Source organism: Comamonas sp. BIGb0124 (assembly GCF_003752175.1).
Taxonomy (GTDB): Bacteria; Pseudomonadota; Gammaproteobacteria; order Burkholderiales; family Burkholderiaceae_C; genus Comamonas_F.
This window is the reverse complement of the sequence record NZ_RJVF01000010.1, coordinates 171,108-186,940: the sequence shown is the minus strand read 5'-3', so window position 1 is coordinate 186,940 and position 15,833 is coordinate 171,108. Positions and strand designations below refer to the sequence as shown.

Below are 15,833 nucleotides of genomic sequence, written 5' to 3'. Positions count from 1 at the left end.
GATGCTGAAAGTGCGCCCGGACCAAGGCCAACGCAGGCACAATGCGCGCATGAACATCGTGATTCTTGACGACTACCAAGATGCCGTGCGCAAGCTGCCCTGTGCCAGCAAGCTCGAGACTTTCAATGCCAAGGTCTACACCAACACCGTCAAGGGACTCGGCCAGTTGGCCATCCGGCTCAAGGATGCAGACATCATCGTCCTGATTCGCGAGCGCACGGTGCTCAACCGGGCGTTGATCGAAAAACTGCCCCGACTCAAACTCATCGCCCAGACCGGCCGCATGGGCAACCACATCGACATCAATGCCTGTACGGAACGCGGCATCGCCGTGGCCGAAGGCGTCGGTTCACCGGTTGCGCCCGCCGAACTGACCTGGGCGCTGGTGATGGCGGCCAGCCGGCGCCTGCCGCAGTACATCGGCAACCTCAAGCACGGGGCCTGGCAGCAGTCCGGGCTCAAGGCCTCGTCCATGCCGCCCAACTTCGGTCTGGGCACGGTGTTGCGCGGCAAGACCCTCGGCATCTGGGGTTACGGCAAGATCGGGCAACTGGTTGCAGGCTATGGCAAGGCCTTCGGCATGCGCGTCATGGTCTGGGGCCGCGATTCGTCGCGCGAACGCGCCCTGCAAGACGGCCTGGAGATCGCCACCAGCCGCCAGGCCTTCTTTGCAGAATCCGATGTCCTGAGCGTGCACTTGCGCCTCAACGATGAAACCAAGCACTCGATCACGCTCGACGACCTTTCGGGCATGAAGCCCTCGTCGCTGTTCGTGAACACCTCGCGCGCCGAGCTGCTCGAACCCGATGCCCTGATTGCAGGCCTCAACCGGGGTCGCCCGGGCCTCGCCGCCATCGACGTGTTCGAGACCGAGCCGCCGCTGCAGGGCCATGCACTGCTGCGACTCGAGAACTGCATCTGCACGCCCCATATCGGTTATGTCGAGCTCGAAAGCTACGAGCGTTACTTCAATGCGGCCTTCGACAACGTGGTGAACTACATCAAGGGCACCCCGACCAACATCGTCAATCCGGGCGCGCTGCAGGTTCGCCGCTGAGCCGTTCGCGATCTGGCAAGAGGCCGCGTGGACCGATCCACGCCAAGGGCCTCACGCCAACGGCACCGCACAGATGACGCCTGCAGAAAACAGCGCCGATTCGGCAGTCGCCAGCGGGCGGCCTCAGTGCCAATGCCCCAGTCTCAATCCTCGCAAGGGATGAGCCGCATCGGGCCAGGGCGGCTCGAAATACGGGGCGACCTGCTGCGGCGTCACCTCTTCGATGCGCGCCGGGTTCCAGCGCGGCGTGTGGTCCTTGTCGACCGCCAGAGCCCGGATGCCTTCGACGGTTTCGCCTGCCGCGCCGGGCCGCACCGTGAAACAGCGACGCACGAGGTTGCGCTCGAGCATCAGATCCTCGGCCAGATCCAGGCCACGGGCCCGTCTCACCAGTTCCAGCACCACATGCAGCATCAGCGGCGACCGCTGCCGCAACGTGGCCGCGGTGCGCTGCGCCCAGTCCTCGCTGTCGGCTTCCAGCGCTTCGATGATCCCGGCCACATCGGGCAGACCAAAAAACCGGTCGATGCGCACGGTGTCGATCACCGAGGGCGCCAGCGGCGAAGCCGGGGCGAAGCGGCGGGCCCAGTCGGCCTGCAGGGCGGCCACATCGGGCCAGCGCCAGTCGGCCAGGTCGTCCCACAGCGCCGGCAGATTTGCGCTGTCGACCGTCAAGTCGGCCAGGCCCAGCGCCACCGCATCGGCCGCGCCGATGGTGTTGCCCGTGAGCGCCAGGTATTCGCCGGCATGGCCTGGCGTACGGCTCAGGAAGTAGCCGCCGCCGACGTCCGGAAACAACCCGATGGCGGTCTCGGGCATGGCCATGCGGGTCCGTTCGGTGACCAGCCTGAGCGAAGCGCCCTGGCTGAGGCCCATGCCCCCGCCCATGACCACGCCGTCCATGAACGCGACATACGGCTTGGGATAGGTATGGATGAGATGGTTGAGCGCATATTCCTCGGTGAAGAAATCGTCCACCCGCGGGTCTCCGGAGAGCACGCCCTGATGCACAAAACGGATGTCGCCGCCCGCGCACAGGACGCCGAACGGCCCCTCGCGCCCCTGCCCCCGCAGTGCAACCGCATCGATCCGGTCGTCGTCGGCCCAGGCCCGCAGCGCGGCGTAGAGACCGCGCACCATGCCCAGCGACAAGGCGTTGAGCGCGCGAGGCCGGTTGAGTGTGATGCAGCCCAGGCGGCCCCGAACCTCGACGACGAGCTCGTCGTCGGCCGCAGGCGCAAGGGCCGGCGACGAAGCGGGCGAAACCGGGGCGGATGAAGAAGATGGCGCCTGAGCGCCGTGCAGCGGGGATGGCACGGGTGGAGTCTCCTGTTGCTGTTGTCGGCGGGCCGCCTCGATCGGGCGGCAGGTCGGGACCATTTTGCATGAGCCCGGATGCGGCCGTTCGCGGCGAGTCCGGGCCGCGTCATCCGTGCGACAGGCCGCCAGCGGGCACCCGGAACCGTCACAAGCTGTCACAGGACCTGCGCTAGAATGGTTTGCTTATGGAACCTCCCCCTGCGGCGTACGCGCCACACATCCCTCTCCCCTGCACTGCGGCCACGCATGCATCCCAGGCCTCGATGCCACCCCGAACCACCGGCTTCCCAGCCGCTCTGCGTTCGACCCCCTCCCTCAACAACTACCCTCACTCGGCCTCGGCATCCCTGCGCGCGGCTGACACTTCATCATGGAATGGTTAAGCGACCCCGCTGTCTGGGCGGGCCTGCTCACGCTCATCGTGCTCGAGATCGTGCTCGGCATCGACAATCTTGTCTTCATCGCCATCCTGGCCGACAAACTGCCGCCGCACCAGCGCGACAAGGCCCGGGTGATCGGGCTGAGCCTGGCGCTGTTCATGCGGCTGGCACTGCTGACCGTGATGGCGCAGCTCATCAAGCTCACGCAGCCGCTGTTCGAGTTCTGGGTCTTCTCGTTCGCGGGACGCGACCTGATCCTGCTGTTCGGCGGCCTGTTCCTGCTGTGGAAGGCAACGACGGAGCTGCATGAGCGCCTCGAAGGCGTGGAGCATGCGGGCCCGGCGCGCAAGGGCTACGCCAACTTCGGCCTGGTGCTGGTGCAGATCGTGATCCTGGACGCGGTGTTCTCGCTGGACTCCATCATCACGGCCGTGGGCATGGTCGAACATCTCGAAGTGATGATGATCGCCGTGGTCGTGGCCATGCTGGTGATGCTGGTGGCCTCCAAGCCGCTCACGCGCTTCGTCAATGCCCATCCCACGGTGGTGGTGCTGTGCCTGAGCTTCCTGCTGATGATCGGTTTCTCTCTGGTGGCCGAAGGCCTGGGCTTCCATCTGCCCAAGGGCTATCTGTACGCCGCCATCGGTTTCTCGATCATGATCGAGTTCTTCAACCAGTGGCGCCAGCGCAACCTGCTCAAGAACGAGGCCCGCGTGCCCATGCGCGACCGCACCGCACGCGCCGTGCTCCGCATGCTGGGCGACCGGGCGGGCCTGCAGGCCCACGACAGCAGTCCGCAGGAACAGATCGCCGCGGCGCTCCCCTCGGCCTTCGGGCGGGAAGAACGCAACATGGTCAGCGGCGTGCTGACGCTGGCCGAGCGCTCGGTGCTGTCCATCATGACGCCGCGCAACGACGTCGACTGGCTGGACATCAGCGAAGAAGCGGACGTGCTGCGCGAGCAGCTCAACGACAAGCCGCACGGCCTGTTCCCGGTCTGCGAACGCACGGGACTGGACCAGGTGATCGGTGTCGGCCGTGCCAAGGACCTGCTGGCCGACCTGGTCAAGCATGGCGAGATCCGGCGCGACGAGAGCCTGCGCCCGGCGCTCATCGTGCCCGAGACCATCAGCGTGATCCGCCTCACCGAGGTGCTGCGCCAGTCGCGTGGCCACATGGCGCTGGTGAGCGACGAATACGGCACCATCCTGGGCCTCGTCACGCCCATGGACGTGCTCGAGGCCATCGCCGGCGAGTTCCCCGACGTGGGCGAGGACCTGTCGGTGCAGCCCATCGGCCCCAACCACTGGGTGGCCGATGGCCTGGTCGATCTGCACACGCTGGAGATGGCACTGGGCGTGCCCGATCTGGCCCCGGCCGACGACGACTACAGCACCCTCACCGGCCTGATCCTGGCGCACTCCGAGCAATTGCCCTCGGTGGGTCTGGTGGTCGAGGCCCAGGGTCTGCGTTTCGAGGTCATGGCCGTCGAGGAGCGCCGCATCACCAGCGTCGACGTCAAGCGCCTGTCCCACGACGCGGACGGGCACATGGCGCACGCCGGTCAGGCCGGCTGACGTCCGGCTCGCATGGGGGCCTGAAAACCGCCCCCGCAGGCACCGGCCCGATCCCCGGAATCGGCCGGCTGCATCGCCGCCCCAATCGTCAAGAAAAGGCCGCCCACACCCGTGTGAGCGGCCTTTTGGCATGGGCCGATGGGCACCGAATCGTGCGCCCCCCGAGACGCAGAGGTCATGCAGCGGGGGCCGAAGCTCAGGGCCTGCGCGGCCCGGGGCTTAGAAACGCACGCTGGCACCCACCCACAGGCGTCGGCCCTGGTTGGTGGTGCCGAAGGTGTCCTGGTCGAGTTGCTTGTCGCCGATGTTGTAGAGCGCCGCATTGAGCGTGACGGACTTGCTCCAGGCGTACGAGCCGCCCAGATTGGCGGTGGTGTACGACGGTGCGGCCTCGGCCGAAACGGTCGTGCCGTATTCCTTGCCGTAGTAGTTGATCGAACTCCACAGCGACGTGCGGGCGTTGGCCTGCCACTCGGCACGCAGGTTGGCGGTGTGCTCGGGCGTCAGGCTCAGAGGAGCGCCCTTGTTGCTGCCGCTCTGCTGCTTGGAGTCGAGGTAGGTGTAGTTGGCCTTGAGGCTGACGCTGGGCATGACTTCCCAGGACCCCTGCAGTTCGAGACCGGCGATGCGCGCCTTGTCGACGTTGACGCGGTCCATGATGATGTAGCCGTTCCAGCGCTCGGTGGTCGTCACGGTCGAGAGCTTGTCCTTGAAGTCGTTGTAGAACACCGTCGCGCTGGCCGACAGGTTGCTGCGATTCGACCACATGGCCGCGACTTCGTAGTTGGTGCTGGTCTCGGGCTTGAGGTCGGGATTGCCCAGCATCACGTAGGTGTTGCGGCGCAGGTAGGCATAACCGGGCACCACGGCCCGGATCTCGGGCGCCTTGAAGCCCCGCGAGACACCGCCCTTGAAGGTCCAGGCCGGGGTGGCACGCCAGTTGGCGTACAGGCGCGGGTTGTAGTGCAGGCCGTACTGCTCGTGGTCGTCCACCCGCAGGCCGCCCGTGAGGGCCAGGGTGTCGGTGATCGACCATTCGTTCTCGACGAACAGCGCCTTCTGCACCACGCCGTACGTGTAGCGCTGTTGGTCGTTGAGTCCCGGGTTCCAGTCTTCCAGGCTCGTGCGGTTCCACTGCAGGCCGGTGGTCAGGATGTGCGCACCCAGAGGGGTGACCAGCTTGGCATCGAGCACGGTGTTGGCGACCTCGGGCTTGCGCAGCGCGAACTCGGCCTGCGCCGCCGTGCCGTTGCTGACGCCGACGCGGCTGGCTTTTTCCCAGGCCAGCGAGACTTCGGATGCCGACCAGCCCCATCGCCCCTTGTGAGTGACCGAGGCATGGTCGCGGTTGTTTTCCTGCTCGCGGGTCGCCCAGTTGGCACTGGTTCCCTTGCCATTCTTCAGGCGTGTGGCACCGGCCTCGAGCAGGATGTCCTGGTTGCGTGTGGGCGTGATCGACAGCCGGGCCGTCAGGTCGCGGTGGCGGCCGCGCGCCACACCGCCGCCGTCCAGGTCGTCGTCGGCCTGGCGATTGAGCTGGCGGCCCCACAGTTGCAGTCCCAGCAGATCGTCCTTGAGCGGGCCGTTCAGGAAGAACTGCGCCTGCGCGGCATTGCCGTACTTGTCGTGCTGCTGCGCGGTGTAGTCCATGCTGACCGAGCCCCCCCAGGTCTTGGCGACCTTGCGGGTGATGACGTTGATGACGCCGCCGATCGCATCCGAACCGTAAAGCGACGACATCGGTCCACGAACCACCTCGATGCGCTCGATGGCCTCGACCGGGGGAATGAAGCTCTGTTCGAACCCGCCGCTGCCGTTGACGCGGGCATCGCGCGAACCCTGGCGTTTGCCGTCGACGAGGATCAGCGTGTAGCTGCCGCCCATTCCGCGGATCGAGATGTCGGCTTCGTTGGCGCCGCCGTTGACCACCACGCCTTCCACGTCGCGCAGGGCATCCGTCAGGTCGCGGTAGGCCCGCTTGCGCAGCTCTTCGCCCTTGATGATGCTGATCGATGCAGGCGCGTCCTCGATCTGCTGCTCGAAGCCGGTGGCAGTGACCACCACTTCCCCCAGCGTCACATCGTCCGTCTCCGTGGAGGCGGACGGGGACTGGGCGTGCAGCGTCTGACTGCAGGCCAGCAGGAGACCGCAAGCCACCACGGTGGCCCGGGGCATGGCGATCAGGGGTTGAAGCGAAGTCGCGCGGTGCATGAGAAAATCCCTCTTGTTTTAAAGAAAACAAGAATCGTATTCATCAGCATCCCCGGTTTTTGGACAGTTTGTGACAGCCCTGCGCAGCTCCCCGCCCGATTCTCCGACGTGCCCACTCGATCCGGCACGCGATGCCGCCTGCCGCGTGCTGGTCGTCGATGACCACCGCAAGATCCGCGACCCGCTGGCCGCCTACCTGCGCCGCGAAGGCGTGGACGTGCGCACTGCGGGCGATGCAGCCGCCATGCAGTTGCTGCTGCAGCACGAGCGGTTCGATGCGCTGGTGCTCGACGTGATGCTGCCCGATGGCGACGGCAGCCTGCTGTGCTCGGGTGTTCAGCAGCGCTACGGGCTGCCGGTGATCCTGCTGACGGCCCGGGGCGAGATCGACGACCGGGTGCAGGGGCTGGAACGCGGCGCCGACGACTACCTGGTCAAGCCTTTCGACCCGCGCGAGCTGCTGGCTCGCATCCGCAGCGTGATCCGCCGACGCGGCAGGAGCCTGCCCCCCGCGGGCGGTCGTGCCGAACCGGCCGACAGCAGCCCTACGCCGCCTGGACTTGCATGGCCCTTGCAGCCGGCTGCCGACCGCCGCCCGGTCTACCGCTTCGACAACTGGCACCTGGATGCCGCGCTGTGCCGCCTGGAACGCGACGACGGCCTGCGCTTTGTGCTCAGCGACACCGAATGCAGGCTGCTGGAAGTGTTCCTCAACCATGCCAATACCGTGCTCAGCCGAGACGATCTGCTGAGCCTGACGCAGACGGCCGGCCGCCACGCCGAACAGGCCTTCGACCGGACCATGGACAGGCAGGTCAGCCGCCTGCGCCGAAAGCTGCAGGACCCGGCGCGCGAGGCCGAAACCATCCGCACCGTGCGGGGCGGCGGCTACGTGCTGGTCTCCCGCGTCACCCCTCACAATGCCTGAGGCCCCGACGTGAAGCACGCCCGCACGCCTGGATGGTGGCCGCAGCGCATGGCCCATCAATACGGACTGCTGCTGCTGCTGGCCCTGCTGGCCTCGCACCTGCTGGCCATTCTGCTCATCCAGAGAACGGGCGAACTGATCCATCCGCTGTCGCGGCAGCAGGCCTTGTCCACATTGACTTCGGCCTACCGGCTTGCCGCTCTGGAATCCTCGCGCCCGGACGCCTTGCTGGCGGCACTGGGCCCCCCCTCGGCGAAATCGGCTGGCGTGGCCCCCGGCCTTGAACCTGCACAGCCGGCCCGGCTGTGGCTGTCCGCCCAAGCGGATGTGGACGGGTTCGAGATGCGCCAGGAGGAACAGCGACTGGCTGCCGATGTGCGAAAGGCGCTGGAACTGGGTGCGTCCGTGCCGGTGTGGATCCAGATCGAACGCCTGTCCGGCCAGCACGCCCGCTCGGGGGTACTCAGCACGGCAGGATGGGAGCCGCTGCAACTGCGCGCCAGCATCGCGCAGCCCGGCGGCCGCTGGCTCAACGCCCGGCAGAGTCTGCATGGCGGCTACGACTGGACCCGCATCCTGGCTTTTTCCCTGCCGGTCAGCATCGTGCCCGTGCTGGTCGTGGCCTGGTTGCTCGCGCTTCGCCTGATCCGCCCGCTCAAGGCCCTGATCGCGGCGACGGCCCGGGTGAACCATGGCCGGCCCCTGCCACCGCTGCCCGTGCACGGCCCCCACGAAGCCCGTGAACTCATCACCCAGTTCAACGCCATGCAGGACCGCATCGCCCGCCATGTCGACGGCCGCACGCGTCTGCTGGCGGCCATCAGCCACGACCTGCGCACGCCCGTGACGGCCCTGCGCCTGCAGGCCGAGCTGATCGACGACGACACGCTGCGGCAGGACATGCTCGAAAGCCTGGCGGAACTGCAGGCCATGGTGGAAGAGACGCTGGACTTCGCCCGTGCCGAAGGCCAGGCGGAAGCCTGGCGCACGCTGGACATGGCCCGCACCGTGGCCGACATCGTCGAACGGTACCGGCATCTGGGGCAAGCCGTTCGATGGGTGGGTGCGCCCCCGGTCCAGCCCATTCCATGGCCGTGCAAACCCATTGCGCTCAAACGCGCCATCGCCAATCTGGTCGACAACGCCCTGCGTCACGCCGGTGATGTGCAAGTCGACATCGGCATCGACCGGCAACCCGGCGGCGGCACCCTGCTGATCGTCGTGCAGGACCGGGGGCCGGGCATCGCCAGCGATCAGCTGGAGCAGGTCTTCGAGCCCTTCCACCGGCTCGATGCCTCGCGAGGCCGGCAGGATGCCGGCCTGGGGCTCGGTCTGTCGATTGCACGGGCCTGCGTGGTCTCTCAAGGGGGGCAACTGGTCCTGGCCAATCGCGATGGGGGGGGCTTGCGCGCCAGCATCACCCTGCCCTGGGTCGAGGCCTAGGCGGCCGTGGACTTCGACGACGGCGCACGACCACGCCTCGTCCTGAAACGAAAAAGCCGCCCTGCACCATCGTGCGGGGCGGCTTCGGGGCCTCTTGCATGCAGCCGGAGCCGATGCAGACTGGCCACCAGGGCCGGCGGTTCAGCGAACCGCTAGCCCGAGCGCCTGCGGCATGGGGCCGCAGGGCTGGCCGATCAGGAACGGCCTGCGCGCTTGCGTTCGTTTTCCGTCAGGAAACGCTTGCGCAGACGGACGCTCTTGGGCGTGATTTCGACCAGTTCGTCGTCCTCGATGAACTCGACGCCGTATTCCAGCGTGAGGTCGATCGGGGGCGTGATCTTGATCGCGTCTTCCTTGCCGCTGACGCGGAAGTTGGTCAGCTGCTTGGTCCGCGTGGCGTTGACGATCAGGTCGTTGTCACGGCTGTGGATGCCCACGATCATGCCTTCGTATACCGGATCGTTCGCCTTGACGAACATGCGGCCGCGGTCGTCGAGCTTGCCCAGGGCGTAGGTGAAGATTTCACCGTCGTCCATGGAGATCAGCACGCCGTTCTTGCGGCCGCCGATTTCACCCTTGTGCGGCTCGTAGCCTTCGAAGATGTTGCTGATCAGGCCCGAACCACGGGTCAGGTTCAGGAACTCGTTGGTGAAACCGATCAGACCACGCGCCGGGATGCGGTATTCCAGGCGCACGCGGCCACGGCCGTCCGGCTCCATGTTGACCAGTTCGCCCTTGCGCTCGCCCAGGGCCTGCATCACGCCGCCCTGGTGGTTCTCTTCGATATCGGCCGTCACCAGCTCGATCGGCTCGTTGCGCTCGCCGTCGATGTCCTTGAACACCACGCGCGGCTTGGACACAGCCAGTTCGTAGCCTTCACGACGCATGTTTTCCAGCAGGATGGTCAGGTGCAGTTCACCACGGCCCATCACTTCGAACACGCCTTCTTCGTCGGTTTCCTTCACGCGCAGGGCCACGTTGTGCTGCAGTTCCTTCTGCAGACGGTCCCAGATCTGACGGCTGGTCACGAACTTGCCTTCGCGGCCGGCCAGCGGGCTGGTGTTGACGCAGAAGTTCATGGTCAGGGTCGGCTCGTCGACCTTGAGCATGGGCAGCGGCGACGGGTTGGCCGGATCGGTCACGGTCACACCGATACCGATGTCGGCAATGCCGTTGACCAGCACGATGTCGCCGGGGCCGGCTTCGGTGACCTGCACGCGGTCCAGACCCTGGAAGGTCAGCACCTGGTTGATGCGGCCCTTGATGGTCTTGCCGTCCGGGCCTTCCATCACGACCACATCCATGCTGGGCTTGATGGTGCCCTGGCTGATGCGGCCCACGCCGATGCGGCCGACAAAGGTCGAGAAGTCGAGCGCCGAGATCTGCAGTTGCAGGGGTGCCGAAGGATCGCCTTGTTGCGGGGGCACGTGCTTGAGGACGGTGTTGAAGAGCGCCGACATGTCGGGGCCCCACTGTTCACCGGGGGTACCTTCTTCGAGCGAGGTCCAGCCGTTGATGCCCGACGCGTACACCACGGGGAAATCGAGCTGTTCGTCGGTCGCGCCCAGCTTGTCGAACAGGTCGAAAGCGGCGTTGACGACCTTGTCCGGATTGGCACCGGGCTTGTCGACCTTGTTCACCACCACGATGGGCTTGAGACCCAGGGCCAGGGCCTTCTTGGTCACGAAACGCGTCTGGGGCATGGGGCCTTCCTGCGCATCGATCAGCAGCACCACGCCGTCGACCATGGACAGCGCGCGCTCGACTTCACCGCCGAAGTCCGCGTGACCGGGGGTGTCGACGATGTTGATGTGGGTGCCTTCCCAGCTCACGGCACAGTTCTTGGCCAGGATAGTGATGCCGCGTTCGCGTTCGATGGCGTTGTTGTCCATCACGGTGTCGACCACTTTTTCGTGGTCGGCGAAGGTGCCGGACTGGCGCAGCAACTGGTCGACCATGGTGGTTTTGCCATGGTCAACGTGCGCGATGATGGCGATGTTACGGATCTGTTTACTCATAATTCACTCGTTTCAAAACTGTCGAGAGGCTGGGCAGGACCTGTGCCGCGCCTGAAGAAAAAATTCCCGGTCCGGGTGGATCAGCGGATGCGACGTTCAGGCGCCTCGCACTTGTCGAAGAAAGATCGGTTCATGGCTGGCCGTCCGCAATGACAACAGGCGGGACAGCGGCACCGGCAGACTGCTGCGCCTGGATCTGCCCCACTTCGATCGGGCTGAGCAGGCGGGTGGGAATCAACTCGCCGCCCCGGATATGGGCCGAACCCAGCAAGGCCCGCGGCGGCTCGCCCCAGACCTGCACCCGCGGCGCATCCGAAGACTGAATCCGCCGGCGCATGCCGCTGAGAAAACGCCCTGCATCGTCGGCGCCCAATGTGACAATCTCGTGATGCCCCAACAAGGCCTCGACAGGCAATAGCCGTGCCAACCGCGTATTTTCGTCCATTGCCTCGAGTTCGGCCAGCGTCACGGCCTGCTCCACGCCAAAATCGCCGGTCTTGACGCGCCGCAGGAACACCAGGTGGGCGCCGCAGCCCAAGGCCTTTCCCAGGTCTTCGCCCAGCGTGCGGATGTAGGTTCCCTTGCTGCAGCACACCTGGATGCGCAACTGGGGCCGACCCTGTTCGTCGCGTTCGAGCGACAGTTTCAGGTCGTGGATGACGACATCGCGCGCCGGACGATCGATCTCGATGCCGTCGCGGGCGTACTCGTAGAGCGCCTTGCCGTCCTTCTTGAGCGCCGAATACATCGGCGGCACCTGCTGGATGGGTCCCGAGTAGCGGCGTGTCAGTTCGGCCAGCCGCTCGGCCGTGATGTCGGGCACGGGCAGCTCGGCCAGCACCTCGCCTTCGGCATCGCCCGTGGTGGTGGTCACACCGAGCAAGGCGACGGCTTCGTAGGTCTTGTCGGCATCCAGATGCAGCTGGCTGAACTTGGTGGCCGCACCGAAGCACAGCGGCAAGGCGCCGGTGGCCAGCGGATCGAGCGTGCCGGTGTGGCCCGCTTTTTCGGCGCGCAGCAGCCACTTCACCTTCTGCAAGGCGTCGTTGCTGGAATAGCCCAGGGGCTTGTCGAGCAGCAGCACGCCATGGATGGGGCGTCTCTGGATACGGACTCGGGTGGTCATGGCGAATCGGTCAGGTCATCAGGTCGGACAGCAGGCCTCGAGGCCGGCGAACACGGAAAACGCGAGAAAAACAACAAAAAGGCCGGCACCGCAGTGCCAGCCTTTTGTATCCGCATCAGGCCGCCGGTTCCCGATTGCAAGAGCGCTCGGGGCTGGCGGCTGGGCGGATTCAGTCTTCGTCTTTTCCGCGCGAGGCGACCGCCTTGGCGATCAGCGCATTCATGTCGGCCGCCCGCTCGGGCGTGCGATCGAAATGGAAATGCAGGGTCGGCACGGTATGGATGTGCAGGCGCTTGAACAGGCCATTGCGCAGGAAACCCGCGGCCTGGTTGAGCGCCAGCTCGGTCTGCTCCGGATCGCCGGTCAGCAGGCTGAAGTAGACCTTGGCATGAGCGTAATCGGGCGTGACTTCCACGCCTTGCAGCGTCACCATGCCCACACGCGGATCCTTGAGCTCGCGCGCGATCAACTCGGTCAGGTCACGCTGGATCTGATCGGCGACGCGGTAGCTGCGATTGGGTGTGGTACTTTTTTTAGGCATGTATTCGTGAACGTGACCGCCACGGTCCGGTTGGGGACCGTGGCACGTCCTTTACAACGTACGGGCGATTTCCTTGATTTCAAAGACTTCGAGTTGATCGCCTTCCTTGATGTCGTTGTAGTTGCGCAGCTTGATACCGCACTCGAAGCCTTCCTTGACTTCCTTGACATCGTCCTTGAGGCGCTTGAGCGACTCGATCTCGCCGGTGTAGATGACCACATTCTCGCGCAGCAGGCGGAAATGCGCGTTGCGCGTGACCATGCCGGACGTGATGTACGAACCGGCGATGGTGCCGATCTTGGTGGCCACGAACACGGTGCGGATCTCGGCGGTACCGATGATTTCCTCGCGGCGCTCGGGGGCCAGCATGCCCGACATCGCTGCCTTCAGCTCATCGACGGCGTCGTAGATGATGTTGTAGTAGTGGATGTCGACGTCGTTGGCTTCGGCATGCTTGCGGGCATTGGCATCCGCGCGCACGTTGAAGCCGATGACCACGGCCTTGGAGGCGATCGCCAGGTTGATGTCGGACTCGCTCACACCGCCCACGCCTGCGTACACCACCTGGACCTTGATCTCGTCCGTCGACAGCTTGAGCAGCGAGGCAGCCAGGGCTTCCTGCGAGCCTTGCACGTCGGCCTTGATGATGACGGGCAGCGTCTTGACTTCGCCCGCCGAGATGTCGGCAAACATGTTTTCGAGCTTGGCAGCCTGCTGCTTGGCCAGCTTGGTGTTGCGGAACTTGCCGGCACGGTAGGTCGCGATTTCGCGGGCACGGCGCTCGTCGGTGAGCACCATGAACTCGTCGCCGGCCTGCGGGACTTCGGTCAGACCCTGGATTTCCACCGGGATCGAAGGACCTGCCTCCTTGGCGGCGCGGCCCGTCTCGTCGAGCATGGCGCGCACGCGGCCATAGGTCTGGCCGGCCAGCACGATGTCGCTGACCTTGAGGGTACCGGACTGAACCAGCACCGTGGCAACCGGGCCGCGGCCCTTGTCCAGGCGGGCTTCGATGACCAGGCCCTTGGCATGCGTCTGCACGGGTGCCTTGAGTTCCAGCACTTCGGCCTGCAGCAGCACTTGTTCGAGCAGATCGTCCACGCCGTGGCCGGTCTTGGCCGACACGCCCACGAAAGGCGAGTCGCCGCCGTACTCTTCGGGCAGCACCTCTTCGGTCACCAGCTCTTGCTTGACGCGGTCGAGGTTGGCATCGGGCTTGTCGACCTTGGTGATCGCAACCACGATCGGCACCTTGGCGGCCTTGGCGTGCTTGATGGCTTCCTTGGTCTGGGGCATGACGCCGTCGTCGGCGGCCACCACCAGAATGACGATGTCGGTGGCCTGTGCACCGCGGGCGCGCATGGCGGTGAACGCCTCGTGGCCGGGGGTGTCGAGGAAGGTCACCATGCCGCGCGGCGTGTCGACGTGATAGGCGCCGATATGCTGCGTGATGCCGCCGGCTTCGCCGGAAGCGACCTTGGTGCGGCGGATGTAGTCCAGCAACGAGGTCTTGCCGTGATCGACGTGACCCATGACGGTGACGACCGGGGCGCGCGACACCAGTTCGGCGCCGGTGTCGGTGTGCTCGTCGGCGGCAAAGGCTTCCGGATCGTCCAGCGCGGCAACCTTGGCCGTGTGTCCCATTTCTTCCACGACGATCATCGCGGTTTCCTGGTCCAGCGGCTGGTTGATGGTGACCATCTGGCCCAGCTTCATCAGGTGCTTGATGACTTCCGAGGCCTTCACGCTCATCTTGTGAGCCAGTTCGGCCACGGTGATGGTTTCGGGCACCAGGATTTCAAGAACCTTGAACTCGGTGGGCGCCACGAAGTTCGATTCGCGCTGCGAGTCGTTGCGATCGTGGCGACGGCCGCCACGTGGGCCGGCACGCCAGTTGGAACCGCGACCGGCGGAGGTGTCGCCGCGGGTCTTGATTTCCTTCTTCTTGCCGGCTTCGCCTGCACCGCCGCCCCAACTGGACGACAGCTTTTCGGACTTGAGTTCCTTGCGGCCACCGGCGCCGGCCGTCGTGCTGCCGGGTGCGGCAGGCGTACCTGCGGGCTTGGCAGCCGTGGTCGTGCCCGCCGGCTTGTGCAGCGTGCCCTTGATGGTGGACTTGGGTTCTTCCGGCTTCTTGGCGACGAGCACGCGCTTGGGCGCATTCATCATGTCGCGAATGGCGGCGGCTTCGGCTTCTGCCTTGCGACGGCGAGCATCCTGCTCGCGGGCACGGGTGGCTTCGGCTTCGGCCTGCTGAGCGCGGGTGTCGGCAGCCGACACGCGGCGCAGACCGCCCGGATGGGGCGTTGCCGGAGCGGCGGCAGCAGGCGCAGCGGCAGCGGTTGCAGGCACGGCGGCGGCAGCCACCGGTGCAGCGGCGGCGCGGGCCGGTGCGGGAGCGGCAGCCGGAGCAGCCGCAGCAGTGGCCTTGGCGGCCTGGGCACGCTGGCGAGCAGCATCCTGCTCTTCGCGCTGGCGACGGCGCTCGGCCATCTGCTCTTCCTGGCGGCGCATGAATTCCGCCTGGCGCTTGGCTTCGACGTCACGACGCGCCTGCTCGGCGGCATCGATGACGGAACCCGTGGGCTTGCTGGCTACAGGCGCGCTGGCCTGTTTTTCCGGTTCTGCAATGGTGGCTGACACTTTTTCCTCGGCGGCGACGTCGGCGGGTACACCTGGGGCAGCTTGCGACTCAGGCTCGGGCAAGGGTTCCGGCTCCGCACGGACTTCAGGTACGGGCTCGGGTTCGGGTTCTGCAACCGGTGCGGGCTCGACGGCCGGCGCGACAGCAACAGGTTCTTCGACAGGCACGTCGACGACGGCCGGGGCCTCGTCGACGATCTCGACATGCGCGTCCTCGGGATGCGCGAGCACGTCCTCGTATTCGGCGGCATCGGCCGATTCGCCGGACGGCACGCCCTGCTCGTCGTCGCGACGGATGAAAGTGCGCTTCTTGCGGACCTCGACCTGGATGGTGCGGGCACGGCCCGTCGCATCGGCCTGCTTGATCTCGCTGGTCGTCTTCTTGGTCAAGGTGATCTTGCGACGTTCGCCGCCAGCCGAACCATGACTGGCCTGCAGGTAGCTCAACAACTTCTGCTTGTCGGCATCGGTCAGCGCATCACGCGCGGACGACTTGTTCACGCCTGCGTTGTTGAGTTGTTCCAGAAGGGTATCAGTCGGTTTTTTGAGTTCGGCTGCAAACTCGGCTACTGTGGTACTGGTCATATGT

General features: G+C 65.9%; 10 protein-coding genes. 4 read left to right on the top strand and 6 right to left on the bottom strand.

What is annotated here, in order from left to right; genetic code table 11:
• Window positions 1-49: 49 nt before the first annotated feature.
• Window positions 50-1,057: a D-2-hydroxyacid dehydrogenase family protein gene (locus tag EC845_RS11450; protein WP_123298453.1), complete on the top strand. Its 1,008-nt coding sequence runs from the start codon at window positions 50-52 to the stop codon at window positions 1,055-1,057.
• Between the two features lie 123 nt (window positions 1,058-1,180).
• Here the strand turns inward: EC845_RS11450 and EC845_RS11445 are convergent, their stop codons facing one another.
• The gene (locus EC845_RS11445; protein ID WP_255416903.1) at window positions 1,181-2,374 is read right to left on the bottom strand and encodes an enoyl-CoA hydratase/isomerase family protein; all 1,194 of its coding nucleotides are present in this window, start codon (window positions 2,372-2,374) and stop codon (window positions 1,181-1,183) included.
• 373 nt (window positions 2,375-2,747) lie between these two features.
• Here EC845_RS11445 and EC845_RS11440 point away from each other — a divergent pair, with 373 nt between their 5' ends.
• Window positions 2,748-4,334 (top strand): TerC family protein, encoded by a 1,587-nt coding sequence (locus EC845_RS11440; RefSeq protein WP_123298237.1) that lies wholly within the window; start codon window positions 2,748-2,750, stop codon window positions 4,332-4,334.
• A 219-nt stretch (window positions 4,335-4,553) separates the two neighbouring features.
• Here EC845_RS11440 and EC845_RS11435 read toward each other — a convergent pair whose 3' ends face one another.
• On the bottom strand, window positions 4,554-6,545 hold the full coding sequence (locus tag EC845_RS11435) for a TonB-dependent receptor domain-containing protein (protein ID WP_123298236.1): 1,992 nt from the start codon (window positions 6,543-6,545) through the stop codon (window positions 4,554-4,556).
• A 145-nt stretch (window positions 6,546-6,690) separates the two neighbouring features.
• Between EC845_RS11435 and EC845_RS11430 the strand changes: the two genes are divergently transcribed.
• Window positions 6,691-7,473, top strand: coding sequence for a response regulator transcription factor (locus tag EC845_RS11430; protein ID WP_233598033.1), 783 nt, complete (start codon window positions 6,691-6,693; stop codon window positions 7,471-7,473).
• A 9-nt stretch (window positions 7,474-7,482) separates the two neighbouring features.
• Window positions 7,483-8,916 (top strand): ATP-binding protein, encoded by a 1,434-nt coding sequence (locus EC845_RS11425; RefSeq protein WP_199739784.1) that lies wholly within the window; start codon window positions 7,483-7,485, stop codon window positions 8,914-8,916.
• A gap of 194 nt (window positions 8,917-9,110) precedes the next feature.
• Here the strand turns inward: EC845_RS11425 and typA are convergent, their stop codons facing one another.
• From typA to infB, 4 genes are all read right to left on the bottom strand, one after another.
• Complete coding sequence (gene typA, locus EC845_RS11420; RefSeq protein WP_123298234.1) at window positions 9,111-10,934, bottom strand: translational GTPase TypA; 1,824 nt, start codon at window positions 10,932-10,934, stop codon at window positions 9,111-9,113.
• Between the two features lie 130 nt (window positions 10,935-11,064).
• Window positions 11,065-12,060: a tRNA pseudouridine(55) synthase TruB gene (gene truB, locus EC845_RS11415; RefSeq protein ID WP_123298233.1), complete on the bottom strand. Its 996-nt coding sequence runs from the start codon at window positions 12,058-12,060 to the stop codon at window positions 11,065-11,067.
• A gap of 169 nt (window positions 12,061-12,229) precedes the next feature.
• Window positions 12,230-12,601 carry a 30S ribosome-binding factor RbfA gene (rbfA, locus tag EC845_RS11410; protein ID WP_123298232.1) on the bottom strand — a complete coding sequence of 124 codons (372 nt, stop codon included), beginning with the start codon at window positions 12,599-12,601 and terminating at the stop codon, window positions 12,230-12,232.
• A gap of 51 nt (window positions 12,602-12,652) precedes the next feature.
• Window positions 12,653-15,829, bottom strand: coding sequence for a translation initiation factor IF-2 (gene infB, locus EC845_RS11405; RefSeq protein WP_123298231.1), 3,177 nt, complete (start codon window positions 15,827-15,829; stop codon window positions 12,653-12,655).
• Window positions 15,830-15,833: the final 4 nt, after the last annotated feature.